Annotated in this window: 30 protein-coding genes and 1 tRNA gene; 15 read left to right on the forward strand and 16 right to left on the reverse strand. The window is 70.7% G+C overall.

From position 1 onward, the window contains the following. Position 1: 1 nt before the first annotated feature. The 6 genes from CJZ98_RS01660 to CJZ98_RS01685 all read right to left on the reverse strand — a co-directional run bounded on the left by CJZ98_RS01660 (position 2) and on the right by CJZ98_RS01685 (position 5,967). Positions 2-1,168 carry a pentapeptide repeat-containing protein gene (locus CJZ98_RS01660; RefSeq protein ID WP_094587786.1) on the reverse strand — a complete coding sequence of 389 codons (1,167 nt, stop codon included), beginning with the start codon at positions 1,166-1,168 and terminating at the stop codon, positions 2-4. A gap of 4 nt (positions 1,169-1,172) precedes the next feature. Further along, positions 1,173-2,303, reverse strand: a complete 1,131-nt coding sequence (gene cax / locus CJZ98_RS01665) for a calcium/proton exchanger (RefSeq protein WP_094587787.1) — start codon at positions 2,301-2,303, stop codon at positions 1,173-1,175. A gap of 83 nt (positions 2,304-2,386) precedes the next feature. Continuing rightward, a complete protein-coding gene (locus tag CJZ98_RS01670) occupies positions 2,387-3,265 on the reverse strand; it encodes a metallophosphoesterase (RefSeq protein ID WP_094587788.1) in 879 nt (292 codons plus the stop codon). Between the two features lie 104 nt (positions 3,266-3,369). Then, a complete protein-coding gene (locus CJZ98_RS01675; RefSeq protein ID WP_094587789.1) occupies positions 3,370-4,023 on the reverse strand; it encodes a helix-turn-helix domain-containing protein in 654 nt (217 codons plus the stop codon). Positions 4,024-4,142: 119 nt separating this feature from the next. Beyond that, entirely contained in the window at positions 4,143-5,129 is a 987-nt protein-coding gene (locus CJZ98_RS01680) for an extracellular solute-binding protein (protein WP_198537426.1), read from the reverse strand. 286 nt (positions 5,130-5,415) lie between these two features. After that, positions 5,416-5,967 carry a L,D-transpeptidase gene (locus CJZ98_RS01685; protein ID WP_232756102.1) on the reverse strand — a complete coding sequence of 184 codons (552 nt, stop codon included), beginning with the start codon at positions 5,965-5,967 and terminating at the stop codon, positions 5,416-5,418. Positions 5,968-6,300: 333 nt separating this feature from the next. On the opposite strand from CJZ98_RS01685, the gene CJZ98_RS19305 reads away from it, so the two are divergent. Both CJZ98_RS19305 and CJZ98_RS01690 read left to right on the forward strand, forming a co-directional pair. Further along, positions 6,301-6,435 carry a hypothetical protein gene (locus CJZ98_RS19305; protein ID WP_255082186.1) on the forward strand — a complete coding sequence of 45 codons (135 nt, stop codon included), beginning with the start codon at positions 6,301-6,303 and terminating at the stop codon, positions 6,433-6,435. Between the two features lie 98 nt (positions 6,436-6,533). After that, positions 6,534-6,896, forward strand: coding sequence for a hypothetical protein (locus CJZ98_RS01690; RefSeq protein ID WP_157910831.1), 363 nt, complete (start codon positions 6,534-6,536; stop codon positions 6,894-6,896). An 88-nt stretch (positions 6,897-6,984) separates the two neighbouring features. Here CJZ98_RS01690 and CJZ98_RS01695 read toward each other — a convergent pair. After that, positions 6,985-7,068: transfer RNA gene (locus tag CJZ98_RS01695), tRNA-Leu, on the reverse strand. Between the two features lie 122 nt (positions 7,069-7,190). Here CJZ98_RS01695 and CJZ98_RS01700 point away from each other — a divergent pair. The 5 genes from CJZ98_RS01700 (at position 7,191) to CJZ98_RS18690 (ending at position 9,723) form a co-directional block, all read left to right on the forward strand. Then, a complete protein-coding gene (locus CJZ98_RS01700) occupies positions 7,191-7,427 on the forward strand; it encodes an NAD(P)H-quinone oxidoreductase subunit L (protein ID WP_094587892.1) in 237 nt (78 codons plus the stop codon). 17 nt (positions 7,428-7,444) lie between these two features. Next, positions 7,445-7,780: a DUF3007 family protein gene (locus CJZ98_RS01705; protein ID WP_094587894.1), complete on the forward strand. Its 336-nt coding sequence runs from the start codon at positions 7,445-7,447 to the stop codon at positions 7,778-7,780. 142 nt (positions 7,781-7,922) lie between these two features. Next, positions 7,923-8,735 carry a tryptophan synthase subunit alpha gene (gene trpA, locus CJZ98_RS01710; protein WP_094587896.1) on the forward strand — a complete coding sequence of 271 codons (813 nt, stop codon included), beginning with the start codon at positions 7,923-7,925 and terminating at the stop codon, positions 8,733-8,735. A 50-nt stretch (positions 8,736-8,785) separates the two neighbouring features. After that, on the forward strand, positions 8,786-9,514 hold the full coding sequence (locus CJZ98_RS01715) for a class I SAM-dependent methyltransferase (protein ID WP_108723268.1): 729 nt from the start codon (positions 8,786-8,788) through the stop codon (positions 9,512-9,514). A 47-nt stretch (positions 9,515-9,561) separates the two neighbouring features. Then, positions 9,562-9,723: a hypothetical protein gene (locus CJZ98_RS18690; RefSeq protein WP_198537416.1), complete on the forward strand. Its 162-nt coding sequence runs from the start codon at positions 9,562-9,564 to the stop codon at positions 9,721-9,723. Between the two features lie 20 nt (positions 9,724-9,743). Here the strand turns inward: CJZ98_RS18690 and CJZ98_RS01720 are convergent, their stop codons facing one another. After that, complete coding sequence (locus CJZ98_RS01720) at positions 9,744-10,223, reverse strand: hypothetical protein (RefSeq protein WP_232756103.1); 480 nt, start codon at positions 10,221-10,223, stop codon at positions 9,744-9,746. 133 nt (positions 10,224-10,356) lie between these two features. Here CJZ98_RS01720 and CJZ98_RS01725 point away from each other — a divergent pair, with 133 nt between their 5' ends. Then, positions 10,357-10,623: a YciI family protein gene (locus tag CJZ98_RS01725; protein ID WP_094587793.1), complete on the forward strand. Its 267-nt coding sequence runs from the start codon at positions 10,357-10,359 to the stop codon at positions 10,621-10,623. A 54-nt stretch (positions 10,624-10,677) separates the two neighbouring features. Here CJZ98_RS01725 and CJZ98_RS01730 read toward each other — a convergent pair whose 3' ends face one another. Beyond that, positions 10,678-11,484: an outer membrane protein gene (locus CJZ98_RS01730; RefSeq protein WP_094587794.1), complete on the reverse strand. Its 807-nt coding sequence runs from the start codon at positions 11,482-11,484 to the stop codon at positions 10,678-10,680. A gap of 250 nt (positions 11,485-11,734) precedes the next feature. After that, a complete protein-coding gene (locus tag CJZ98_RS01735) occupies positions 11,735-12,172 on the reverse strand; it encodes a c-type cytochrome (RefSeq protein ID WP_094587795.1) in 438 nt (145 codons plus the stop codon). Between the two features lie 98 nt (positions 12,173-12,270). Here CJZ98_RS01735 and CJZ98_RS01740 point away from each other — a divergent pair, with 98 nt between their 5' ends. From CJZ98_RS01740 to CJZ98_RS01755, 4 genes are all read left to right on the forward strand, one after another. Continuing rightward, on the forward strand, positions 12,271-13,500 hold the full coding sequence (locus CJZ98_RS01740; RefSeq protein WP_094587796.1) for a metallophosphoesterase family protein: 1,230 nt from the start codon (positions 12,271-12,273) through the stop codon (positions 13,498-13,500). A gap of 10 nt (positions 13,501-13,510) precedes the next feature. Continuing rightward, positions 13,511-16,288: an ATP-binding protein gene (locus tag CJZ98_RS18120; protein WP_157910832.1), complete on the forward strand. Its 2,778-nt coding sequence runs from the start codon at positions 13,511-13,513 to the stop codon at positions 16,286-16,288. A 96-nt stretch (positions 16,289-16,384) separates the two neighbouring features. Further along, complete coding sequence (locus CJZ98_RS01750; protein WP_094587798.1) at positions 16,385-16,888, forward strand: GNAT family N-acetyltransferase; 504 nt, start codon at positions 16,385-16,387, stop codon at positions 16,886-16,888. 20 nt (positions 16,889-16,908) lie between these two features. Next, a complete protein-coding gene (locus tag CJZ98_RS01755; protein ID WP_094587799.1) occupies positions 16,909-17,445 on the forward strand; it encodes a Nif11 domain/cupin domain-containing protein in 537 nt (178 codons plus the stop codon). Here the strand turns inward: CJZ98_RS01755 and CJZ98_RS01760 are convergent. From CJZ98_RS01760 to CJZ98_RS01780, 5 genes are all read right to left on the reverse strand, one after another. Next, the gene (locus CJZ98_RS01760; RefSeq protein WP_094587800.1) at positions 17,357-17,887 is read right to left on the reverse strand and encodes a phosphate-starvation-inducible PsiE family protein; all 531 of its coding nucleotides are present in this window, start codon (positions 17,885-17,887) and stop codon (positions 17,357-17,359) included. The genes CJZ98_RS01755 and CJZ98_RS01760 overlap by 89 nt on opposite strands. Positions 17,888-17,895: 8 nt before the next feature. After that, positions 17,896-18,174 (reverse strand): hypothetical protein, encoded by a 279-nt coding sequence (locus tag CJZ98_RS01765; RefSeq protein ID WP_232756104.1) that lies wholly within the window; start codon positions 18,172-18,174, stop codon positions 17,896-17,898. A 126-nt stretch (positions 18,175-18,300) separates the two neighbouring features. Next, entirely contained in the window at positions 18,301-18,624 is a 324-nt protein-coding gene (locus tag CJZ98_RS01770; RefSeq protein WP_094587801.1) for a hypothetical protein, read from the reverse strand. Continuing rightward, positions 18,624-19,034 (reverse strand): YkvA family protein, encoded by a 411-nt coding sequence (locus CJZ98_RS01775; RefSeq protein WP_232756105.1) that lies wholly within the window; start codon positions 19,032-19,034, stop codon positions 18,624-18,626. Before CJZ98_RS01775 ends, CJZ98_RS01770 begins: the two co-directional genes overlap by 1 nt. Positions 19,035-19,170: 136 nt before the next feature. Beyond that, positions 19,171-20,094, reverse strand: coding sequence for a sigma-70 family RNA polymerase sigma factor (locus tag CJZ98_RS01780; protein WP_094587802.1), 924 nt, complete (start codon positions 20,092-20,094; stop codon positions 19,171-19,173). A gap of 369 nt (positions 20,095-20,463) precedes the next feature. Between CJZ98_RS01780 and CJZ98_RS01785 the strand changes: the two genes are divergently transcribed. After that, entirely contained in the window at positions 20,464-20,958 is a 495-nt protein-coding gene (locus CJZ98_RS01785; protein ID WP_094587803.1) for a DUF2214 family protein, read from the forward strand. After that, the gene (locus tag CJZ98_RS01790; protein WP_232756106.1) at positions 20,958-21,818 is read left to right on the forward strand and encodes a zinc metalloprotease; all 861 of its coding nucleotides are present in this window, start codon (positions 20,958-20,960) and stop codon (positions 21,816-21,818) included. The genes CJZ98_RS01785 and CJZ98_RS01790 overlap by 1 nt, the downstream gene beginning before the upstream one ends. Positions 21,819-21,823: 5 nt before the next feature. On the opposite strand, the gene hisIE is transcribed toward CJZ98_RS01790, so the two are convergent. Continuing rightward, positions 21,824-22,471: a bifunctional phosphoribosyl-AMP cyclohydrolase/phosphoribosyl-ATP diphosphatase HisIE gene (gene hisIE, locus CJZ98_RS01795; RefSeq protein ID WP_094587905.1), complete on the reverse strand. Its 648-nt coding sequence runs from the start codon at positions 22,469-22,471 to the stop codon at positions 21,824-21,826. A 258-nt stretch (positions 22,472-22,729) separates the two neighbouring features. Here hisIE and CJZ98_RS01800 point away from each other — a divergent pair, with 258 nt between their 5' ends. Continuing rightward, positions 22,730-23,191: a 6-carboxytetrahydropterin synthase gene (locus CJZ98_RS01800; protein ID WP_094587804.1), complete on the forward strand. Its 462-nt coding sequence runs from the start codon at positions 22,730-22,732 to the stop codon at positions 23,189-23,191. Positions 23,192-23,195 lie beyond the last annotated feature (4 nt).

Below are 23,195 nucleotides of genomic sequence, written 5' to 3' on the forward strand. Positions count from 1 at the left end.
TTCAGCGCTCCAGCTTGCTGGGAATCCCCTTTCCCGCTCCAGCCAGGGTCTGGCGGGAGCGGGTTCCACTCCAGGAGGCCAGGTAGACGCGGGCTTCGGCCCCCAGCCCCCTCAAGTCCTCCAGATTGGCGTTCTCCACCACGGCACCGCTGCCGGCGCCGCTGCTCCCATCCCAGATCCGCTCCGGCCCGGCCGGGCTGGCGGTATCAACGTCTCCCCAGAAGAAGCGGGTGCCCTCCAGCCGGGCACCGCTGAGGTTGGCTCCGGAGAGGTTGGTGCCGGCGAGGTTCGCCTCACTGAGGTCGACATCCTGGAGATCGGCGCCCCGCAGATCGGCCCCGTTGAAGTCGATGCCGCGCAGGTCGGTGCCGGCGAGGTCGGCGCCCCGCAGCACCTGGTGCAGACGGATCACCGGCAGGCCGTCCAGCCGGTCCTCCTCGTAACTGCCATTGCCATCGAGGATGGCCCGACCCAGGCGGCTGTCGCGCCGCAGGGGGGTGAGCAGGCGGGCATGGGAGAGGAAGCGCAGCACCTTGGCCTTGCCGTCGGCATCGATGCTGCCCAGCACCGCCGCCAGCCGCCCCTCGGCCAGCATCCGCTCCAGGGGCCAGTCCTCGAGCATGCCCTCCTCGTCGGCAATCAGGTCGGTGATGCCCTGGATAAAGCTGTCGACGGTCTGGGCCTGGGTGATGCGGTTCTGCTGGGTGGTGAGCCGCTGATCCACCTGGAACTGGCGCCAGGCGATCATCAGGGCCACGAAGGCCACCAGGATCTGGCCGAAGGCACCGATCACCCCCTCGCCCAGGGCGCCGATCGCCTCCCAGTTGCCACTGGCATAGATCGCCAACAGCGGCTCCCACCAGCCCAGCAGCAGCGTGATGCTGAGCAGGGCCAGGCAGGCGGCCAGCAGGGCCAGGGTCTGAAGGGTTGCGGGCTCCTCCAGGCGTAGCTTCAAGACCAGCCACAGGGGCGGCAGCAGCTGGAGCAGGGCCAGCACCAGGGTTAGGAGGGTCGCGGCCCAGGCCAGGGGCGGCCAGCCCAGCAGCAGGGCGACCAGGGTGAGGGCGGAGGCCAGCAGCAGCTGCAGGGCGGGCTGCTGGCGCACGCGCACCCATAGGGCATGGCTGCGGAAGGGCAGCACCGGACGATCGTCGAGCGAGACGGCCACAGGCTCAGCCCCCCTGGAAGTAGAAGCCCGCCGCCAGGATCAGGTAGGCGGCCAACAGCAGCACGCCCTCCAACCAGTCGGAGCGACCATCGAGGCTCACCAGATTGCTCACCAGCACGGCAGTGGCCACGGCGACCAGTTCGTAGACATCGAAGCTCAGATCCAGGGGATGGCCCAGCAGCGGGCCCACCAGCACCAGCACCGGCACCACCAGCAGGGCCACCAGCAGGGTGGAGCCCAGGGCCACGGCCACCGCCAGGTCCATCTTGTCCTTGCGGGCCATCGTCACGGCGGTGAGGTATTCGGCGGTGCCCCCCAGCAGCGGCAGCAGCACCACGCCCGTGAACAGGGCCGAGAGGCCAAAGCCCTCGGTCACGGTCTCCACCACGCCCACGAACAGCTCGGACTCCACCGCCACGCCAGCGGTGGCCGCCAGCAGCACCATCAGCCAGGGCAGCAGCGGTGGGCGGTGCTGGGGGAGCGCGGCCTGCACCGGCTCGTCGTCAGGGGCAATTCCATACTCCGCCTCGGCCACGGCGTAGAGGGCACGGTGCGTGCGCAGTGAGAAGAGAAGCGTCAGGCCGTAGACCGCCAGCAGTACCCAGGCCACGAAGTGGGAAAAGGCGAGGTTGCCGGCCGCCACGTCGCGGCCGGAGGCCAGGGCCAGGCTCGGAATCAGGATCGCCAGCACCGCCAGGGTCATGGCCGAGCCGTTGACCCGTGCCACCACCGGCTGGAAACGCTGTTCCTGGCGCCCCAGTCCCCCCAGCGCCATGGAGAGTCCCAGGGCAAGCAGCAGGTTGGCCATCACGGTGCCGGTGATGCTGGCCTTGACGATGTCCACCAGGCCGGCCCGCAGCGCCACCAGGGCGATGATCAGCTCGGTGGCGTTGCCAAACAGGGCATTGAGCAGGGCCCCGATCGAGGGCCCCAGGGCCAGGGACAGCTCCTCGGTGGCCGTGCTCAGCCAGATCGCCAGGGGCAGGATCGCCAGGGCCGAGCTGAAGAACACCGGGAGGTCGCCCCAGTGCCACCAGGCGGCGGCCCAGGAGAGGGGCAGTGCCGCCAGCAGCCCGGTGGCAGCCAACTGGCGCAGTGTGGGCGTGCGGCTCGACTGCTCGTGCGTGGACACCATGGGAATCGCTATCGCCCGGCCCGATGGCGGCATTCTGCTCGGATTGGCCATCAGCGCCCAACCCATCGGATCCGGCACCAGGCTCAGGAGTTGGGCCGCTCCGCCAGCACCGCCCGGTCGATCTCCTTGCCCTGGCTGTCCCAGGCCCTGAGACTGAGGCGCTCGGGGCTGGCCTCCAGCTCCGCGAAGCTGAAGGTGCTGAGGGCCCGGGCGCTCTGGGGCCCGGGAATCACCGGGCGCAGGCTGGCGCCGCCGCCGCCCACGATCAGGTAGGTGATGCCGTCGATCGGACGGCTGCGCTCGTAGTGGTGCTCGTGGCCGTTGATGTAGAGCGCAACGCCATAGCGACGCAGCAGCGGAACCAGCCGCGCCTGGGCCCCCGGATCATTGCCATAGAAGCCCGAGGACACGATGGGGTGGTGCCCCACCACCACCTTCCAGGGGGCGGTGCTGGCCTCCAGCACGGTGCGCAGCCAGCTCAGCTGGCGCTGGCGGTCGGCGTTGCCGTTGGTGTCGAGAAAGAAGAACTCCACAGGCCCGCGGCGCAGGTTGTACCAGCGGCCCGCCATGCCGAAGGGCCTGTAGGCCAGTTGGGGGTCGCCGTTGGCGGTGCGGATGTCGTGGTTGCCCAGCACGGCGTGGAAGGGCACGCCGGCCGCCAGCAGCTCGGCATACGGCCGGCGGAACGTGGCCTCGATCAGGGCCATGTCTCCGGACGGGTAGATGTTGTCACCGCCGAGCACCACCAGGTCCACCGGCCGCTGGCGGTGCACCGCTGCCATCTGCCGGCCGACGGCCCGCTGGTTGGAATCACCGCTGCCGGTGTCGGCCACGGCAAGGAAACGCAGGGGGCGCTGGACGCTCTGGGCCCTGGCATCCCCCAGGCCCGGCAACAGCAGCCCCGCCCCCACGACGCCCGCCGCCAGGAGGGGGACCAGCTTGAGGAAGGCGCGGCGCTGCATGGGAGCGGTGGGATGCGACCCCCAGGCTGCCGCATGTGCCCCTGCGCTGGCGATCCAGATCCGGTGCATGCCGACCCGCCGCGATCCGGGCAGTCCGAGCGGCCTCAGCTGGCCGCCAGCGGCGCCGACTCCACCAGCTCCGGCGCCAGGCGCAGGCCGCCCTGGCCAGCCGGCACCACCAGCAGCTGGGCCTGGCGAATACGCGACAGCAGCCGGGTGGTGGTGACGCGGGTGGCGCCGATCAGCTCGCCGATGCGCTCATGGGTGAGGCGGAAGGGCAGGTCGCACCAGGGGCCGCAGCGGCGACCCAGGCGCCGCACCAGCAGGGCCAGCAGGGCATGGAGGCGCTGCTCAGCGCTGCCCAGGTGGCGGATGCGCAGCAGCTGCAGGGTCCACTCGTTCACTGGGTCGAAGCCGTCGCCGCGGCCAGGTTCGCCATCGCAGCGGAACTGGAGGGGCGTGAGGGCCTCCACGCAGATGCCCTCGCTGCAGAGGCGATCGGTGCGCAGCTGATCTCCCTTCTGAAGAAAGGCGAGGGTCATGCCGGCGGTCTCCTCGCAGGGGCAGTAGACGCGGGCCACCCCCTCCAGCACCTCGATGCAACCGCCCTCGCCGCGCAGGCCGGGATCGAGCAGCACGCTCTGGCCGATGGGAACCCGCACGGGTAGGGCGCAGGGGGAGGCGACAGCAGCCGTGGCGGCACCAGCAGTGGCGGCAGCGGAGGAGGCGGCAGGGGAGGAGGGGAAGCGGAGACCCATGGACGGGAGCGGCCGCTTGGCGACCTATTGCGAATGACTCGCAAGATAAACAACCCGCCGCCCTTTTGCAAGCGATTCTCAGTAACAACTGGATGTTGCGAGGCTGGCGCCCCAGCGGCTCACTTCCAGCCGCTGGCCTCCATCAGCCGCACCGCCGCCCGGTTCTTGGCGCCCATCTGCTCGGCCGAGACCCGATCAGGCGTGAAGGCGCCGAAGCCCTTGAGGATCGCGTTGTCGCCGTAGCCCTTGAGCGGGTACTCGTGGTTGGCCTCGGCGTAGCCCTTGCCGCCGCTGGGGGAGGCAAGAAACTCGATCAGCTTCAGGGCCGCCTGGGGATTGCGCGAATGGGCCGTCACCCCGGCGCCGCTGAGGTTCACATGGGCCGGCTTGGGAAAGACCGGCCGCAGACGGCGGGCCAGGGCCTGGTCGGCCGCCCCGCTCTCGCCCGAGAGCATGCGGGCCACGTAGTAGGTGTTCACCAGCCCGGCGCCGCACTGGCCGCTGGCGACCGCCCGTGCCAGCGGCGTGTCGGAGGTGAAGTAGGGCTGGCTCACATTGGCGGTCATCGCCTTCACCCAGGCCGTGGCCGCGGCCTCGCCCCGCAGGATCAGCTGGTCGGCCACCAGCGACTGGTTGTAGACGCTCTTGCGATCCCGCAGGCACAGCTTTCCCTTGAGGGCCGGATCGGCCAGGTCGGCGTAGGTGCGGATGCTGGCGGGATTCACCAGCTTCGGGTTCACCACCACCATGCGCACACGGCGGGTGAGGCCATACCAGCGCCCCTTGGAATCGCGCAGGTCGAGGGGAACATCCCGCAGCAAAGCGGCCGAACGCGTCGGCCGGAACAGGCCCAGGTCGGCGGCCTTGTCGAGGCGGGCCGCATCCACCAGCACCAGCACGTCGGCGGGGCTGTTCCTGCCCTCGTTGCGCAGGCGCTCGATCAGGGCGTCATCCTTGGCCTCCAGCAGCTTGACCTTGATGCCGGTGCGGGCCGTGAAGCGGCGGTAGAGCTCCTGGTCGGTGTTGTAGTGGCGACCGGAATAGACGCCGATCTCCCCGGCAGCAGCCGGCGCGCCGCCAGCCTGCTGGGCCCTGGCCGCCAGCATCGCCGCGCTGAAACTGATCGTCAGCAGGGCCGTTCCCGCCAGGCGCACGGGCGAGAAAACCGCCCGCAGACCCTCAGGCCCCCGGGACTTGGACGGAGTGTCGTTCAACGGAGAACAGCAATCAAGAGGGGACATGGTTGGGGAAGCAGGCCGGATCACAACGCCTGAGGGGACCCTAAAAACCGCATGGCTCGGCCCCGCAACACCGATGGCGCAGCTCGATGTGACGATTGCTACAGCTGCGCCCCCAGCCGCGCTGCTCAGCCGGGCCGCTGAGGGGCGAACCTCAGTCGCGCACTTCCAGCTCGCGCATGCCGCTGCGACGCACCAGATCCACCAGGGTCACCAGGTCGTTGCCCTGGATCAGACCGATGCAGCCATCGGTACCGCTGCGGCGGCCCAGGCCGGCGCTGGGATCGTGGTGAATCCCCAGGCCCCGGCGGGCCGTGGCGAACTGCGGCTCCAGCCCGATCCAGTGCAGCCGGCCTAGCTCCGGATTGTCACCGGTCTCGATCGCACTCACCTCGCTGATCCGGTAGCGGCCCTTGGGCAGGGGCGCCTGGCTGCCGAGTTTGTCGCGATCGGCCGCCTGGCGGGCCGCCCGCCCCACCAGGGCGTCAAAGCGGCGCGTGGGCTGGCCGGGGATCAGCAGGGCCAGTTCCCAGACGGGATCTCCCGTGCCATCCATGTGCCGCTCGGTGCGGCTGAGACTGATCAGACCGGAGCTGGCTGCGGGGGGCGGATCAGCCAGCACCGGCGGGGTCAGGACAGCAGGGGCCAGCAGCAGGGCCGCCAGCACCGGCAGCGGCGAACGCCGGGCAATCGGGGAACGGTCCACAGCCGACTGGCGAGTGGCCCGGTGTTAGCGCGGAGCCGCTTCTGGCACCAGGCCCTATATTCAATCAATCCGGCGGTCGCGGCGGGCCCCATGGCCCACCCGGCGAGAACCCACAAGCCAACGCCGGAATCCAGCACCGATTGAGTGACCGGACGCCCTTCTTCTTGGAAGTCGTCCAGTTCCGAGACAGACACGGCCCCCGCGACCCGGGCCGACCCACCAGCCCCAGGGCTGGATTGAGACCCCTCCTCCCCAGAGCGCCCAGCGGCTGGCGAGAGGGTCTCGGTGCGACATCCATATCCACATCCCATCCCCAATCCAGGGGACATCTCCATGACCCGACAGATTCCCAGGCCTGCCCATGGCAGCCAGACCCCTGTGCGCAGCGGCGCGCGCCAGCAGCACCGGCCGGCCCACCCCGTGCCCGCGGCTCCCCCCAGCTGGGAGGACCTGCTGGGCCGCCGTTGAACAGGCCCCAGACCGAGGCCCATTCCCTGCCTACCCTGGGCCCAGGACCACCACGGCCCTCCATGCCCCCTTCACACTCTCCCAAGCCCCCTGGCCCGTTGACGACCACGATGCTGGCCGGTGCCCTGCTGGCCGGTGCCCTGCTGGCAATGGGCCCCGCCGCCCAGGCCCAGACGTTGCTGGATGCCACCGGCGCCAGCGCCATCCAGGGCACCCTCAACAGCACCGCCACCCCGCAGTACGGCGGCACACTCCAACAGGTGAGGAACAGCCTGGGCAAAGCCGAGAGCCAGGGCTCGCAGGGCATAAGCCCAAACAACTTGAACCCGTCGGGCGGCTCCTCGCCCGGGGGATCGGCGAGCACCGGTCCCGGCACCTATGTGAACGGCCACCTTGTGGCCGTGTGCTCCCACGGCGGCCTCTGCCTGGGGCAACTGCGGCGGGCCATGCGGCGGCCCTGATCAGCCATCCAATCGCGTCAATCGCGCGGCCCATGGGCGGGCGATCGACTGGCTTGGGCGATCAAGCAGGGCAGTGGATGCAGAGAGATGGGGGCAGGGGGACTTGAACCCCCACAACGTCGCCGTCTACCGATTTTAAGTCGGTTGCGTCTACCACTTCCGCCATGCCCCCGGGCCAGGCGCGCCCCTCCGCCGGCCCGGCCATCCTAGATTCATGCTCAGAACTACGCCGCCAGCCCCGTGCCCCTGCCTGGGATCCTGAGCCCCCTGGCCGCCCTTCCCTCTCTCGGCGCCTTGGCGGACCAGGTGGGATCCGAGTCTTTGCTGGTGCTCGCCGCCGTTGTCGCCCTGGCCGGGACCTATCTGGTGGTAGCGCCGCTGGCCCTGTTCTGGTGGATGAACCGCCGCTGGATGGTGATGGGCAAGCTGGAGCGCACGGCCGTCTACGGGCTGGTGTTCCTGTTCTTCCCGGGCCTGATCCTGTTCGCCCCCTTCCTCAACCTGCGCATGGCGGGCCAGGGCGACCTCTGATGCCCGCTCCCTCTGGCATCAGCCGCGGCACGGCCCTCCTGGCCGGCCTGGCTGTCTTTGCGATCGGCGGCCTCGGCTACTGGGGGTTCCAGGCCGCGGGCTTCGAAGGCTTTTCGGCCGGCATCGCCGCCCAGGCGGTGCTGGTGGTGATCGTGCTCGGCTGGACGGGCTCCTACCTGCTGCGGGTCGTGACGGGCAACATGACCTACATGGAGCAGCGCCGCCGCTACCGCGACCTCTACGACACGGCCACGGACGACGTCCTGCAACAGCGTTTCGATGCCCTCAGCCCCACCGAGCAGGCCCAGCTGCTGCGCGAGCTGGGCCAGCTGGAAGACACGGCGGATCTCTGAGCCCCGCCCGCTGTTCCCAATACCCCGCCCCCCGACCCCATAGGCTCACAGGCACCGCGCCCACCGGCCCATCAGCGCTGCCGCGACGACTGCCGCCGTGACCACTGCCGCCGCAACGACTGCCGACGTGACCCACGCTGCCGTGACCAACGCCTCCCCAATCCAGCTGCGCTTCGCCCAGCTGCGCGACCAGGGGCGCTGCGCCCTGATGCCCTTCCTGATGGCGGGTGACCCGGAGCTGGACGTCACCCGCTCCTCGCTTCTGGCCCTCGAGGCCGCCGGCGCGGACCTGATCGAGCTGGGCATCCCCTACAGCGACCCCTTGGCCGACGGCCCGGTGATCCAGGCAGCCGCCAGCCGCGCCCTGGCCGCAGCCACCACGCCCGGCCGGGTGCTGGAGATGCTGCGCAGCCTGCAGGGCGAGCTCACGATCCCGGTGATCCTGTTCACCTACAGCAACCCGCTGCTCAACCGCGGGATGGAGGCGTTCTGCCGTGAAGCCGCCGCCGCCGGCGCCGCCGGCCTGGTGGTGCCCGATCTGCCGCTGGAGGAGGCCGAGACCCTCTCCGCCATCGCCGCCGGCCACGGCCTGGATCTGGTGCTGCTGGTGGCTCCCACCACCCCGCCCGAGCGCATGGCCCGCATCGCCGCCAGCAGCCGCGGCTTCACCTACCTGGTGAGTGTCACCGGGGTGACGGGGGTGCGCACCACGATCGAATCGCGGGTGGCCGATCTGGTGCGGCAGCTCAAGGCCCTGGGCCCCACGCCGGTGGCGGTGGGCTTCGGCATCTCGGGCCCCGAGCAGGCCCGCCAGGTGCGGGACTGGGGCGCCGACGGCGCCATCGTGGGCAGCGCCCTCGTGAAGGTGATGGCGGAGGCCGGTGCCACAGGCCAGGACGGGGCCTCCGCCGCCGGACGCTTCTGCGGCGAGCTGCGCGCCGCCCTGGACGCCTGAGCCGCCCGGACGCGCCGCCACCGTCTCGGCCGGCGGCCCTGTTCGGGGCCGTGGCCGCGGAGTACGCCGCCTTCCGGCCCACCTACCCGCCCGCCTTCTTCGCCGCCTTCGCCCGCCACTGCGCCGCCCCCAACGTGGTGTGGGACTGCGGTTGCGGCAACGGCCAGGCCGCCCTCGATCTGGCCGCCCAGTTCGCCCGGGTGGAGGCCAGCGACGCCAGCGCGGCCCAGCTGGCCCAGGCCGTACGTCACCCCCGCATCCGCTACCGCCAGGCCCCGGCCCATGCCAGCGGCCTGGCAGGCGCCAGCGTGGATGGGGTGCTGGTGGCCGCCGCGATCCACTGGTTCGCCGGCGCCGACTTCAGCGCGGAAGTGAGGCGGGTGGCCCGGCCGGGAGCCGCCATGGCCTGGATCGGCTACCTGCCACTCCAGCTGGACTGCGCCCCGCTGCAGGCGCTGCTCGATCGCTTCTACAACGAGGATCTCGCCCCCTGGTGGCCGCCCCAACGGCAGCTGGTGGATCGCGCCTACGCCGATCTGGAGTTCCCCGGCCGGGAGTGCCCCTTTCCCCGGGGACTCTGGATCGAGCGCCAGTGGGATCTGGCCCGGCTTCTCGGCTATCTGGGCACCTGGTCCGCCGTACAGGCGGCTCGGGAACAGGGCGTGGAACAACCGCTGGCGGAGCTGGGCCGGGAGCTGGCCGGCCATTGGCCGGAGCAGGGGGCCACGCCCCTGCTGCTGCGCTGGCCGTTCATGGGCCGCTGGGGCCGGATCGGCTGACAAGTGCCCATCCCGTTTCTACGGTTCGGGAACCACGGGAGCCAGCCATGCACACCCACGACATGGAGAACCACGACAACCTCTACGCCGATGAGGTAGCCATGGTGGCCGGCGAAACCCGCGCCGACGCCAACCAGCACGCCTACTGGGCCGTGGCCGTGATCGCGGCGATGATCACCCTGCTGGGCATCGGCCTCAGCATCAGCTGAGCGGGCTCCGTCAGAGACCCTCAACGGGCGACCCGGGGAGCGCGGCACCAACGCCAGCTCTCCAGGTTGATCAGCAGCCCAAGCAACACCATCACCCCCATCAGCACGACCTGGTCAAGCCGGGAATCGGGGATCAGGATGTCCACCACCATGTGGACGATGTTGGTGGCGGAATACAGCAGTCCCAACCCCAGGTGAAACCAGCGCCAGCGGCGCCAAGCCCTGGGGCTGGTTTCCGCATAGGCGATCACCACCAGGGCCGCCAGGGGCACCAGGAAGTAGCCGAGCATGGCTGCGAACACCGCCGGCAGCTGCGCCGGGTCCACATGACTCTCGATCTCCGGTGACAGCCCATGGAACAGGGGCATCAGGCCGAGGTCGGTGTGAAACAGCATCGCCAGAAACCAGGCGATCCACAGGGTCCGCAGCCGCAGCGCCGGGCCACCCGCCGGGGGTGGGGCCGGCTCCTGCGGCGGAGGCGGGGTGAACAGGGGGTCCATGGGGCATCCGTCGGGAAGGGCCAGAGTGATGGTGCTGCCGCCAGGCCGTCAGCGGAACCCCAGGAGCGACCCTGGATCCCAGGCCCGAGAGCCAGCCAGCGCCTAGGGTCGGGCCTGAAAGACGCCAGCCGCCATGCGTTTCGTGCTCTGGGGCACCTACTGCGACGATGCCCTCACCAAGCGCGCCCCCTACCGGGAGGAGCACCTGGCGGGGCTGCAGCGCCAGAAGGAGGCCGGCCTCCTGGTGACGCTGGGCCCCACCGAGGACAGCAGCCACGTGTTCGGCATCTACGAGGCCGAGAGCCGCGAGCAGGTGGAGGAGCTGGTCCATGGCGACATCTACTGGCGCCATGGCATCTGGACCGACCTTCAGGTGTACCCCTGGATCCAGGCCTTCTGATCGCGGCTTTCTCAGCGCCCAGGCTCAGACCCTCGCGCGCGGCAGCCGCCCCTCTCACCACAGGCCGCGGATGGGCGCAGGGGCCGGAGCAGGCTCAGGAGCCTGGGCCGGAGGGGTGTAGCGGGGCGCGGGGACAGGAACCGCCATCGGCTCGGCCACCGGACGCTGGGCGAAGCGATAGCGGAAGCCGAGCTTGGCGCCCCAGCTGTTGAAGGAGCCGAAATCCACGGCGTTGACGGTTTGGCCTGTGGCGCCCTGGTAAACACCTTCAAGGAAGATGTCGGTGTTGTAGCTGGCGATGTAGCTCACACCCAGCTTGGCCTGATAGCCAAAGGCGCCGTAGTTGCCACCCCCCGTATTGATGCCGCCAACCCTGATGTTGGGTGTGCCGATGTTGGAGTAGCCGATGCCGCCGCCCACATAGGGTGACCAGCGAGAGCCGGTGGGGATGTCCCAGTAGGCACTCAGCAGCACATCGTTCTTGTCCACATTGCCCGAGGCCCCCACCCGGGCGCTGCCAAAGCGGTTGGTGCTGATGTTGATGTCATTGATGCTGGAGCGGCTATAGCCGTAGGTGAGCTCGGTGCGGATGGCGCCGAAGTCGTAGCCGAGGCCGATGTCACCAGAAAAGCCGCCGCCACTGTTCACATCCCCGTCGATGCCGGTGTTGTTGATGTCGAAGCTGCGGTGCTGGGGCCACTGGGCGCCCAGGCCGATCGTGGCGTAGAAGCCCTTGCCCTGCTCGTAGGGCACAGGCTCCGGCACAGAGCCCTGGGCGACCCTCACGTTGGCCTGGGCCAGCTGCTGATCGCTCTGGGCGGCCTGGGCGATCGGCGCTTCAGCCGCCCTGCTCTGGGCCACGGCAGCCTCTGCCCGGGTCGGCGGCACCTGGCCGAGCGCAACCTCAGCAGCCCGGACGGGACCGGCGCCGAAACCCGTGGCGCCGAGCGCAGCCCCAGCACCAAGCAAGAGGGCAGGAAAAAGGGTGTTAGCCATGGGAGGGGGTATCCAAACGATCTCCCTTCTCTGTAGGCATCGTCACAGACACCGGGACAACAGCATGCCCGGAATGATTCCTGGCACAGGCAGGGTGCACCAAGGGCCTGCCCCCTCAGCCCCGGGGCCAGCCGGCCTGGGCCTGCTGCCAGACCCAGCCGGCCACCGCCTCGGGGCCCCCATCCCCCAGCACCGCTGCGTAGCCCCCCATCTGGCCCACGCCGGCGGCGGCGATGGTGGCGATCACCGCGGGGTCGGCGCGGCCGTAGCGCTCCAGTGCGGCCAGCTTCAGGGTCTTGCCGCGGCGCAGGATGTTGCCGCCATTCACATGGCAGCCGGCGCAGTGCTGCTCAAACAGCTGGGCGCCCCTGGCCACCTGGGGGCCATCGCCTGCCGGAACCGCGTCGGACACCCCCCAGGCGGGCCGGGGCCAGAGCAACAGCAGCAGCAGGGCCCCCAGCACCAGCAGCCGCAGCCACCAGCGCGGCCGAAGTCCAGCCGATGCCACGACCCCCGCGGCGGTTTCAGCAGAGCCGGGCAGGACAGCGGCCATCGGCACAGAGCGACACCCATCCAGTCTGTCGGTCAGCCCGGGCGCACCGGAGCACCCGCCAGGCGCTGGAATGGGCATCCGCTGGATCGGGCCGCCCCATGCCGTTGTTTCTGCACAGCGCCGACTGGCAGATCGGCAAGCCCTACGCCCGGGTCCACGATCCCGACAAGCGGGCCCGCCTGCGCCAGGTGCGCCTGGAGGCCATCGATCGGATCGGGGCCGCCGCCCGGGCCCATGGCGCCAGCTTCCTGGTGGTGGCGGGCGACCTGTTCGACTCCCCCACCCCCAGCAGCAGCGACGTGAGTGCCGTCTGTCAGGCCATCGGTCGGCTGGAGATCCCCGTGCTGGTTATCCCCGGCAACCACGACCACGGCGCCCCGGGCAGCGTCTGGCACGGGGGGTTCTTCCAGACGGAGCGGCAGCGGCGGGCCCCCAACCTGCGGCTGCTGCTGGAGCGGCAACCGCTGGAGCTGGAGCAGGCGGTGCTATTGCCCTGCCCGCTGCTGCGCCGCAGCGAGGCGGAGGATCCCTGCGGCTGGGTGCGCCAGCTCGACTGGGCCTCCCTGCCGGCCGGCAAAGCGCGCATCCTGCTGGCCCACGGCTCGGTGCACGGCTTCGGCGGCGCCGACCTGGACGCCGATGAGGAGAACCCAGCCGCCAGCGGCAATCGCCTGCACCTGGGGGCCAGCCTGCTGGAGCAGGTCGACTACGTGGCCCTGGGCGACTGGCACGGCCTCAAGCAGGTCAATGCCAAGAGCTGGTATGCCGGCACCCCCGAGCCCGACCGCTTTCCGCGCAGCTCCGACTACCAGGGCGGCCAGGTGCTGCTGGTGGAGGCCGAGCGGGGCGCGCCGCCGCGGGTCGAGCCGCTGCCCACCGGCCAGCTGCGCTGGCTGCCGCTGCGGGTCCACTTCACGGGCGACGGCGATCTGGAGCGCTTCGAGGGGCAGCTCGAGCAGCTGCTGGGCGATGCCCTCCGCCAGGACCTGCTGCTGCTGGAGGAGAGTGGGGGCCTGAGCCTGGAGGGTCACCAGCGCTACGAAGCCCTGCTGGAGCGGCTGGAGGCCCAGCTGCTACGGCTCAAGCGCCGGGGACGCTGCGTCGAGACCCCCGCGGAGGCCGAGCTGGCGCAGCTCACCGGCCGGCCCGGAGATCCCCTGATCGCGCGGGTGGCCGCCGGCCTGCAGTCCGATCTGCTGGAGGCCGGCAACCCTGAGGCCCAGGCCAACGGGGCCCCGGCCAGCGAAGGGCCAGACGATCCAGCCGCCCTGATCCGGCGTGCCCTGGGCGAACTGCACCGCTGCCTGCAGGCGGCGGAGCGGGGCTGAGGGGGAAGCGATGCGTCTCCTGCACTGCCGCCTGCGCCAGCTGCGCCAGCACCGCGACCTGGGACTGCGCTTCGGCCGCCGCTTCACCCTGATCGGCGGCGCCAACGAAACTGGCAAATCCACCCTGGTGGAGGCCCTGCACAAGGGCCTGTTCCTGCGGGCCACCGCCACCGGCCGGGGCGTGGAGGAGCTGCGCTCGCGCCTGCATCCGGGCCTGCCGGAGGTGGAGATCGGCTTTGAGGCCGGCGGCCAGGCGTGGCAGCTGCGCAAGCGCTTCGCCGGCGCCAGCGGCACCTGCCAGCTCAGCAACGGCGCCGGTGTGGCCCTCTCGGGGGCCGCCGCCGAGGAGCAGCTGGCGGCGCTGCTGGGGGTGGAGGGCCCCGTGACCGGCACACAGATCCGCCAGTTGCCGGAGCGCTGGGCCCACCTTTGGGTGCGCCAGGGCGAGGCGGCGAGCAATCCGCTCCAGGCCAAGCAGGAGAGCTACGACTTCAGCCGGCTGGTGGATCAGCTGCAACAGCGCGGTAGCAGCGGCGCCCTGGAATCGCCCCTGGACAGGCGGGTGTTGGAGCTGCTGCAGGAGCGTGTGGCGGAGTTTTTCACCGGCACGGGCAAGGTGCGAGCCGGCTCACGCCTGGCGGAGGTGCAGCGGCGCGAAGCCGAGGCGGCCACCCAGCTGGGCCTGGCCCGGGAGCGGCTCAGCGAACTGGAGGCGGCCATGGAGCAGCTGCGCGCCATCCAGGAGCGCCTGAGCGCCATTGAGGGCCAGGAGCGACCGGCCCTGCTGGCCCGCCAGCGGCAGGAGGCTGAGCGGCTGCGGCAGCTGGAGCAGCTGGAGCAGCGACGGCGCCTGACCATCGCCGAGCGGGATCCCCTGGCCGAGGCCCTGGAGCGGCTGCGGCGCCAGCAGCGGCAGCGGCAGGAGTTGCTGACACAGCAGGCCCAGCAGCTGGAGGACCAGGCGCGACAGGCGGCCGCGGTGCAGCGGCTGGAGGCGGAGCTGGCGGCCAGCCGTGCCGCCTGCGAGCGTGGCGGGCAACTGCGACTGCGACTCGAGGGCCAGCGCCAGCGGCTGCTGGAGCGCCAGGAGCTGCTGCAGCTGCGGCTCGATCAGCTGCAGCTGGAGGCCGAGGAGCGTCAGCTGCGCGAGCACCAGGAGCAGCTGGGGCGACTGCAGAGGGAAGCCGAGGGGCTGAAGCAGCGGCTGGCAGCCCTGCCCGCCATCGGCACGGAGCAGGTGCGCGAGCTGCGGCGGGCGGAAGGGGCCCTGGCGGAGGCCAGGGCCCGCTGCCAGGCCATGGCCGCCAGTCTGGAGCTGCTCAGCGCCGACCTGCCGGTGCACCTGGATGGACTGGCGCTGGAGATCGGCCAGCCCCAGCTGCTGAGCGGCAGCAGCGAGCTGCAGGTGGGTGCCGGTGTGCGCCTGCGCCTCAGCCCGGGCGGTGGCGAGGCCCTGCCCCAGGCCCGGACCGAGCTGGAGCGCAGCCAGGCCGCCCTCACGGGCCTGCAGGAGGGTCTGGGGGTGGCGGACAGCGAGATGGCGGAGGCGATCGAGCGCCAGCGACGGGCACTCGAGAGCGACCTCAGCAACCTGCGCAAGGCCGCAAGCGCCATCCCCTGGGCCGGGCTGCAGGAGCGGATCACGGCCCTGGAACCCCGGCGCCTGCGCCTGGAGCTGGCCCTGGCCGCGCTGGACCCGATCCGCCAGGACCTGGCCGCCGATCCGGAGACCCCGGCCCTGGACGGCCTCGACCGCAATGGCCTGGAGGAGGAGCTGCAACGGCTGCGGCAGACGACCACGCTGCTGGTGCGCCAGCTGGAGCAGACCACCCAGCAGCTGCAGCAGGCCGAGGAGCGGGAGCGGGAGCTGGGCCGCGAGCTGGTGGCCAGCCGGGGGCGGCTCGAACAGCTGGCCGGATCGCTCGGGGCCCTGGCCGAACGCCTGGCGGCCGCGGAGGGCGAAGCGGGAGGTGGCGACGCCGACGCGACCCTGGCGGAGCTGGAGGGCCAGTGGCGCGAGCGGCAGGCTCAGATCGCATCGCTTGATGCCGCGCTGGCAGCCCTTGGACCCGCCACTGCCGAGCCCGGCGCCGCCGATCCCGCCCCAGGGCTTGGGGCCGCCGTGGAGCGCCTGGAGCAGGAGCGGGAGAGCCTGCTCACCCAGCTGGGACAGGCGGAGCAGCGCTGCGCCGGGCTCGGGGCCGAGAACCCGGTCGCGGAGCTGGAGCGCCGCCAGGCCGAATGGGAGGCCTCCCGAGCCGAGCGTGACGCCATCGAGAGCCAGGGCCAGGCCCTGCAGCTGCTGCAGGCCCGCTTCCACGCCGCCCAGACCGACCTCGCCAACCGCTACAGCGAACCCCTGGGGGCGGCCATCGCCCCCTATCTGGCGGCTCTGGGCCGGGATCCGCGGGCACCACTGCTGCGCTTTGATCCCGAGCGGGGCTTCCAGGACCTGCAACTGCGCCAGGGGAGCGAGGCCTACGACTTCGAGAAGCTGAGCGGGGGCATGCGCGAGCAGCTGGCAGGTGCCCTGCGGCTGGCCCTGGCCGAGGTGCTCCAGCCCGCCTACGACGGCTGCCTGCCCTTGGTGTTCGACGACGCCTTCACCAACAGCGATCCGCAGCGGCTGCCCGGCCTGCGGCGCATGCTGCGGCTTGCCATCGAGCACGGGGTGCAGGTCGTGCTGCTCTCCTGCGATCCGGCGGCCTATGGCGAGAACGCCCTGATGGTGGCCGATCCGGACTGGGACGAGCGGGAGGAGGCCATCCAGCTGATCCGGCTGGGTTGACGCCTCAGGAGCACGCCGGCTGGGTGGATCCCACGCCATGGCCTCCGGCGGGACGGTGCCTGGCGGCCGGCCCCACTCAGCTTCTACGGTCTGGCGATGGTCAACCTGCGCCGCTTGCAGAGCCAGGATCAGCCGCAGGTGCTGGCGATCTACCGCGAGGCCGTCCGCGGCCTGGCCCCCGGGCGCTACGACCCGGCCCAGGTGCGGGCCTGGGCCGGGCAGGCCGAGGCGGACGCCCCCATGCTGCGTCGCTGCCTGGAGCGCGGCTGGGGCCTGGTGAGCTGCGACAACAACGGGCTTCCCCGCGCCTTCGCCGTGCTGGACCCGCCGGAGCGGGTGGCACTGCTCTACTGCCATCCCCACTTCACGCGCCAGGGACGGGCCTCCGCCCTGTTGGAGGCCCTGGAGGAGCAGGCCCGGCGCCTTGGCGTGGGCGAGCTGCGCACAGAGGCCAGCGTGCTGTCGCGGCCGCTGTTCGCGAGACGGGGCTGGCGGGTGAGTTGGATCGAGGAGCTGCGCATCGGCGGCATCGGCTTCCGGCGCTTCCGCATGGCCCTGCCCCTGGGGCGACCCGAGGAAGGCTCAGGTCCAGGGGCCTGAGCGTTGCCGATACTGGGCCGATGGCCGAAGCCCAGCTGCAGCAGTTTCTCGCCAAGATCGCCCAGCTCAACGCCTTCGCGGCCCTGAGCGAGGCCGATCCAGCCCTGCGCCAGGCCCTGCGGGACTGCAGCAGTCACCACGAGGTGGTGGCCCTGGCTGCCGGTTTCGGCTTCGACATCGGCCGCCGCTGGGGCGACCAGCCGGCCAGCCGGCCGCCAGGGCCCGCTGACCAGCCCAATCTGCTGGAGGGTCTCCCCCCGCAGCCGGGTCAGGAGCGGGTGGAGGTGTTGGTTCAGACGCCCCAGGTGCGGCTGGAGCGGATCCACTCCAACGCCGCCGCTAGCCCTGCCGGCTTCTGGTACGAGCAGGAGGAAGCGGAGTGGGTGCTGGTGCTGCGGGGCAGTGCCCGGCTGCAGTTCGAGGATGAGTCGGAGCCCCGGGATCTGTGCGTGGGCGACAGCCTGCTGATCAGGGCCGGCCGCCGCCACCGGGTGGTGGCGACGGATCCGGCTCCGGGGACCCTGTGGTTAGCGCTTTTCTGGTCGGCATCCGCGTGATGTGGGACTGGCGCACCAGCCAGATGGCCGCCGCCAGGGCCAGCACCGCCGCGCCCAGGCCCACCAGTTCGCCGGGATCCTTCTGGATGCCGGGGGGCATCACGATCACCTTCCGCGCCAGTGCGGTGAGGGCCGTGATCAGCACCAGCTCGATCTGCACCACGTGCTCGCGCAGGTAGGCCGTGAGGTTCTGGAGCACCTCCAGGGCGATCAGGATCACCAGGATCTGATCCAGCAGACTGATCAAGGGCTCACCGACCCACTGGACGCGCAGATCGGCCAGATCCGTGCCAAGGAACCAGAGCAGCTGGGCCGTGGCGACCAGCACCACGAACACCAGCCCCAAGGAGAGCACCTTGGCGATCAGACGCTCGAAGCGGTGGATGAAGCGCAGGAAGCCCGCGTCCTCAACCCAGGGCCCGATCTGGCCACGGAACCGCATGGGCGGGCTCAATTCTTGAAGGGATCGAACTGGGGCTTGGCGGGTGTGTTGCCCTCGGGGTTCACCAGCTTGGTGTCGCAGGTGATGGAGCCGTCAGCGGCGGTGACGCAGTTCTTGGGCTCCACCTGGGTGGCGGGGCCCACGTTGCTGCCCGGGCCGAGCAGAAAGCGCTCGCTCTGGGCCTGAACCGGATCCCCCAGGAGCAGGGCACCGGCGGTGGCGACCAGGGCCCCCAGCCAACGGCCGACGCCGGGGGCTGGAATCGGATGGGCAGAAAACGCCGTCATGGGGTGCGGGGTATGTCCTCCCACTCTGCCGGCCAGGGCGGGGCTGGGAAGGTGCCGCCTGACCAATGGTCTGGCGGCGGCCTCCTGGTCGGACGACAGCCCAGGATGTTGGCGGCGGCCCAGGGTTCAGCCGTCGCCGCTCTCCAGCCGGATCTCCTGCAGCAGCAGATCCAACTGGCCGAGGGAGTCCTCCAGGTCTGGGGCCAGATCCGACTGCCCCCCCTGGTCTTCGCCCTGCCAGAGGCCCTCGATGGCGCACAGCCGCTCGGCCAGCCCCACCAGACCGTCACGGCCGTGGATGCCCATGAGCTCCTCCAGCAGCACGGGCATGCGGATCGAACTGGCCCGCAAGGCGCGGCGCAGGTCGGCCTGGGTGCGACCGCTATGGCGCAACCAGTCCTTGAGGAAGGCCTGCAGATCGTCGAGATCTTCGGCCGTCAGCGGGGCCATCAGCGCGCTGGGGGGAACCAGCGATCCAGTTTGCGCTGTGCCCGGGCCCGGATGTCGTCGTTGAGGTGGGTGGTGCACAGGCCCAACAGAGCGGTCAGGGCCACCAGGTCGTCGCTGAAGCCAGCGGCGGGGATGAAATCAGGGATCAGATCGAGGGGCACCAGCAGGTAGGTCAGGGCCGCCAGCATCGTGATCCGCACCTGGGGCGGGGTGTTGCCGTCAAGCAGCAGCTCCAGGCACTCCAGGGCCGGGCGGGCCAGGGTGCGGCCGGCACGGCGCAGCAGACGGCGCAGGGCGCCCTCATCCACCTCACTGCTGCCCAGCACCTCGGCGTCCACTTCGACGCCGCCGCCGGCATGGGCGGCGGAGCTGGCAAACGGGCCGCCGGGGGCCGATTGGGACGAGGCCATGGCTGGTCCCCGCTGTCGAAGAACGGCTCCAGTGTGGATGCACTCCGGCAGAAATCCCAGGGCGGTTGGCGCTGCATTCGATGGCGGCTAACCGGCTGGAGCTGGCCGCAAACGCACAGGAGCCCAACCCGCCGTCTCAGTCGGCCTCCACCAGCCCGCTCTGGATGCCGGCCTTGCGCAGCTTGCGCAGGGCCCGCTGCACCACCTGGCGGCAGTACTCGCGGCTGCAGCCCAGCTGGCGCGCCACCTCGGCCAGGGTGCGCCACTCATGGCCGCCGTCGAGGCCGAAGCGGAGCATCACCACCGTGCGCTCCTTGGGGGTGAGGTTCGACTGATCCAGCAGCTTCCACACCGAGGCACTGCGCTCCGCCAGCTCGGCCCGCTCCATCGGCGGCATCTCGTCACTGGGCAGCACATCCACCAGCTCGGTGGGATCCGCCTTGGACTTCACCACCCCCTGCAGGCTCACGGTGACGCTGCGCAACTCACAGCCGAGCAGGTCTTCCACTTCCACAAGGGGTAGATCCATGGCCCGGGCCAGCTCGCTGGGGCTGGGCGACTGGCCCAAGGCCTGCAGCAGCCGGGCCTTGGCGGCCCGCAGGCGGGTGAGCTTCTCATTCACATTCACAGGAATGCGAATCGTGCGGCTCTGGGTGGAGAGGGCCCGGTTCAATCCCTGACGAATCCACCAATAGGCATAGGTGCTGAAGCGATGACCGCGAGTGGGGTCGTACTTCTCAACAGCGCGGGTAAGGCCGAGGGTGCCCTCCTGGATCAGATCCAGCAGATCCAGGCCCTTGCCCTGGTAACGCTTGGCCAGATTCACCACCAGGCGCAGGTTGGCGGTGATCATCTGATCCTTGGCCCGCTCGCCCAGCCGCAACGCCCGCCGCTCAAGCTCGTTGTAGTCGCAGGCATCACCACTGCCACCGGCAAGGCTGCAACGCTCCTGTAGCGCCACCATGGCCTGCACTTTGCGGCCCAGGGTGAGCTCTTGTTCGGGAGTCAGCAACTGATGGCGGCCGATTTCTCCGAGGAAGGCACTGAGCGAACTCGCCATGGTCTGCCGTCGTCACTGAGTTGAACCTAGGGGGTTTCAGTGGGCACCGCGAAACCCACCGAAAGACTTCCAACTTCACCAAAAGCCACCTGTCTCACGCAAACCAATGTCCACAAGCCACTTCCTTTCAGGCTTGAGGAGTGGATGGCTCGGCGGCCAGCTGCCGCAACCAGCGCGCGCCTTCAGAGATCCAGTTTTAGTTCTTCATAACCAAAGACAAAGCCTTCCTGCTTTGCAACAAGAATCCGGAGACTTTCCGAACAATCGCGACCCGCCGCGCCCTCTGAGGAGGACAATCGCTGCGCAGACCTTGGGCCGCAGGCCAGGTGCCGGCTCGCTACCGTCGGCCCCTCTGATGCACAGCACCCCATGGCCGGCCTCGCGGCGATCCCCCCCGACGTGCTCTCCCGGGCCGGGGTGGCCTACGTGCACTACCTGAGCTTCATGGTGTGCTTCGGCGCCCTGGTGCTGGAACGGCGCCTGATCCAGCCCAACCCGAGCAAGCGGGACGCCACCTTGATGGTGATCACTGACATCGTCTACGGCCTGGCGGCCCTGGCCCTGCTGGGCAGCGGCATCCTGCGGGTGCTCTACTTCGGCCAGGGCAGCGCCTTCTACACCGAAAACCCACTGTTCTGGTGGAAGGTGGGTACATACCTGGCGGTGGGGGGCCTGTCGCTCTACCCCACGATCACCTACATCCTCTGGGCAATTCCGCTGCGCAAGGGGGAGCTGCCCCAGGTGAGCGAGGCCCTCGCCAACCGTCTGGCCTGGATTCTCAACATCGAACTGGTGGGTTTCGCCGCCGTTCCTCTGCTGGCCACGCTGATGGCCCGCGGCGTGGGGCTGCCCGGCGCGGCCTGATGGGGGCCCGGGGCGCGGGGCTGCTGGCCGCCGGTCTGGGGCACTGGGCCACTGGCCTCACCCTCTTGGGCGCCGGACCGCTGGCCGGCCTGGCCGCCGCTGCTGCCCCAGTGCTGGCTCCAACCCCCGCCACAGCTGACCCGCCCGACTGCCCGAAGCAGGAAGCGGTTCGGCCGGCCACGCCGCCGGCTTCAGCCCGCGTCCCAGCCGGCTCAGCGGCTGATCCTCCAGCCATCGCCGCGACTGATCCTTCGGCCCCCGGTTCCCGATCCAACGACTACCGCCAGGCCATCCGCTTCACCCCCTGGGGGCCGGCCCTGCTGCCCCACTGGTGCGTTTGGATCGAGCCCGCCAGCAGCGCAGGGCCCCAGGCCTGGCTGGAAACCCGCTGGCTCAGCGCCGTGGAACAGGCGCTGGCCAGCTGGACTGCGCTGCTGCCGATCACCCGCGTGGACGAGCCGGAGCGGGCCCAGCTGCAGCTGCTGCGCCGGCGTCCGCCCCGCCGCGCGGAGGGCAGCGGCCGACTGCGGGCCAGCCACGGCCGCGCCGAACTGACCGTGCTGGAGGTGGAGCGCCAGGGCAGCTGGCGGCTGGAGCCGAGCCTGCGGGTGCTGATCAGCCCGGATCAACGCCAGGAGGCGATCCAGGCCACGGCCCTGCATGAGCTGGGCCATGGCTTCGGGCTGTGGGGCCACAGCCCCGATCCAGGCGACGCGATGGCGGCGGTGCCTGGCCCCCGCCCCGTGCTGCAGCTCAGCGCCCGGGATCGGGCCACGCTGGACTGGCTGCGCAGGCAACCCACCCGATTCGGCCAGTGGCCCGCCAGCCCCCCGGCATCCGGCGCTGATCGCCGACCCTGATCCGTTCAGCCGCGACGCGGCGCCCCGCGCCGGGCGGCCAGCACCTCCTGCACCTGGCGCCAGCTGACGCCGTGGTGGGCCAGGGCCACCTGCAGATGGAACACGATGTCCGCCGCCTCGCCGGCGATTTCATCGGCGTTGTCGTCCTTGCAGGCCATCACGAACTCGGCGCTCTCCTCGCCGATCTTCTTGAGGATGCGGTTATCGCCCCCCTCCAGCAGCTTGTTGGTGTAGCTGCCGGGCTCGGGCCGGTCACGGCGCCCCTCGATCACCCGCATCAGCTCGGTGCACACATCGGCCGGGGGGGCCGGGGCGGTCGGGCCCCCGGCCGTGGACTCGGGGCCGTCGTCGTAGAAGCAGCTGCGGGCGCCGGTGTGGCAGGCCACATCGCCGCGCTGCTCGATCGTGAGCAGCAGAACGTCGGCGTCGCAGTCGTAGCGCAGGCCCTTGAGGGTCTGGAGGTGACCGCTGGTGGCGCCCTTGTGCCAGAGCTCCTGGCGCGAGCGGCTCCAATAGTGCACCTCACCACTGGCCAGGGTGCGGGTGATCGCCTCCCGGTTCATCCAGGCCACCATCAGCACGGCCCCGTCGAGCCAGTCCTGGGCCACCGCCGGGATCAGGCCGGCCTCGCTGAAGCGCAACTGGGCCAGCAGCTGCTCGGTGGCAGCAGGATCCCAAGCCAACTCTCGGGCACCCTCCCCTGTGCAAGCCGTGCCGGACTCACTAGGGCGATCCGTGCCGATGTCGGGACCGATGTCGGGGAGGAGGTCGGGGCCGAGATCACTGGGCTGGGGGCTGGCCGCCACGGGCAGGGGAACCGGTTGGGTCGATCCTCCTCCAGCGCCCAATCCCCCGCCCCCCCGACAGCCGATCCACCCGTTCGTTGAAGATGACAGCAGCATGCGCGCGCCATGGCCGGGGCCTACACCTGCAGCAAGACCTTCAGCGGCTTTCCCTGCACCCACCGCCAGTGGCGCCACCCGGGCCACTGCCGCTTCGTGCACGGCTACAGCCGCAGCTTCACCTTCTGGTTCCGGGCCCGCGAGCTGGATGTGCACGGTTTCGTGGTGGACTTCTCCAGCCTCAAGGAGCTGGAGGCGCAGCTGGCCGCCCAGTTCGACCACACCTTCCTGGTGAATGCCGATGACCCGCTGCTGGCCCAGTGGCAGGCCCTGCATGAGCAGGGCGCCCTGGACCTGCGGGTGATGGCCAATGTGGGCATGGAAGCCAGCGCCGAGCTGGTGTGGGGCTGGGCCAACGCGCTGCTGCAGGGCCGCGAGCAGGGCCGCAGCTGCTGCTGGAAGGTGGAAGCCCGCGAGAACGGCAAGAACGCGGCCTGCTTCGAGCGGCTGCCGGACTGGTTTGAGGGCTGAGTCC

Origin of the sequence: Vulcanococcus limneticus LL (assembly GCF_002252705.1) — a bacterium.
Taxonomy (GTDB): Bacteria; Cyanobacteriota; Cyanobacteriia; order PCC-6307; family Cyanobiaceae; genus Vulcanococcus; species Vulcanococcus limneticus.

Bases quoted from the DNA above. Each gene is read 5' to 3' on its own strand.
- CJZ98_RS01790 (WP_232756106.1), top strand. From the start codon at position 20,958: ATGGGGGCCCGGGGCGCGGGGCTGCTGGCCGCCGGTCTGGGGCACTGG.
- CJZ98_RS01675 (WP_094587789.1), bottom strand. From the start codon at position 4,023: ATGGGTCTCCGCTTCCCCTCCTCCCCTGCCGCCTCCTCCGCTGCCGCC.
- CJZ98_RS01755 (WP_094587799.1), top strand. From the start codon at position 16,909: ATGGCCGAAGCCCAGCTGCAGCAGTTTCTCGCCAAGATCGCCCAGCTC.
- CJZ98_RS01680 (WP_198537426.1), bottom strand. From the start codon at position 5,129: ATGCTGGCGGCCAGGGCCCAGCAGGCTGGCGGCGCGCCGGCTGCTGCC.
- CJZ98_RS01785 (WP_094587803.1), top strand. From the start codon at position 20,464: ATGGCCGGCCTCGCGGCGATCCCCCCCGACGTGCTCTCCCGGGCCGGG.
- CJZ98_RS19305 (WP_255082186.1), top strand. From the start codon at position 6,301: ATGACCCGACAGATTCCCAGGCCTGCCCATGGCAGCCAGACCCCTGTG.
- CJZ98_RS18120 (WP_157910832.1), top strand. From the start codon at position 13,511: ATGCGTCTCCTGCACTGCCGCCTGCGCCAGCTGCGCCAGCACCGCGAC.
- CJZ98_RS01770 (WP_094587801.1), bottom strand. From the start codon at position 18,624: ATGGCCCCGCTGACGGCCGAAGATCTCGACGATCTGCAGGCCTTCCTC.
- CJZ98_RS01775 (WP_232756105.1), bottom strand. From the start codon at position 19,034: ATGGCCTCGTCCCAATCGGCCCCCGGCGGCCCGTTTGCCAGCTCCGCC.
- CJZ98_RS01725 (WP_094587793.1), top strand. From the start codon at position 10,357: ATGCGTTTCGTGCTCTGGGGCACCTACTGCGACGATGCCCTCACCAAG.
- CJZ98_RS01765 (WP_232756104.1), bottom strand. From the start codon at position 18,174: ATGACGGCGTTTTCTGCCCATCCGATTCCAGCCCCCGGCGTCGGCCGT.
- CJZ98_RS01670 (WP_094587788.1), bottom strand. From the start codon at position 3,265: ATGCAGCGCCGCGCCTTCCTCAAGCTGGTCCCCCTCCTGGCGGCGGGC.
- cax (WP_094587787.1), bottom strand. From the start codon at position 2,303: ATGGTGTCCACGCACGAGCAGTCGAGCCGCACGCCCACACTGCGCCAG.
- CJZ98_RS01800 (WP_094587804.1), top strand. From the start codon at position 22,730: ATGGCCGGGGCCTACACCTGCAGCAAGACCTTCAGCGGCTTTCCCTGC.
- CJZ98_RS01720 (WP_232756103.1), bottom strand. From the start codon at position 10,223: ATGGACCCCCTGTTCACCCCGCCTCCGCCGCAGGAGCCGGCCCCACCC.
- CJZ98_RS18690 (WP_198537416.1), top strand. From the start codon at position 9,562: ATGCACACCCACGACATGGAGAACCACGACAACCTCTACGCCGATGAG.
- CJZ98_RS01735 (WP_094587795.1), bottom strand. From the start codon at position 12,172: ATGGCCGCTGTCCTGCCCGGCTCTGCTGAAACCGCCGCGGGGGTCGTG.
- CJZ98_RS01760 (WP_094587800.1), bottom strand. From the start codon at position 17,887: ATGCGGTTCCGTGGCCAGATCGGGCCCTGGGTTGAGGACGCGGGCTTC.
- CJZ98_RS01750 (WP_094587798.1), top strand. From the start codon at position 16,385: ATGGTCAACCTGCGCCGCTTGCAGAGCCAGGATCAGCCGCAGGTGCTG.
- CJZ98_RS01740 (WP_094587796.1), top strand. From the start codon at position 12,271: ATGCCGTTGTTTCTGCACAGCGCCGACTGGCAGATCGGCAAGCCCTAC.
- CJZ98_RS01780 (WP_094587802.1), bottom strand. From the start codon at position 20,094: ATGGCGAGTTCGCTCAGTGCCTTCCTCGGAGAAATCGGCCGCCATCAG.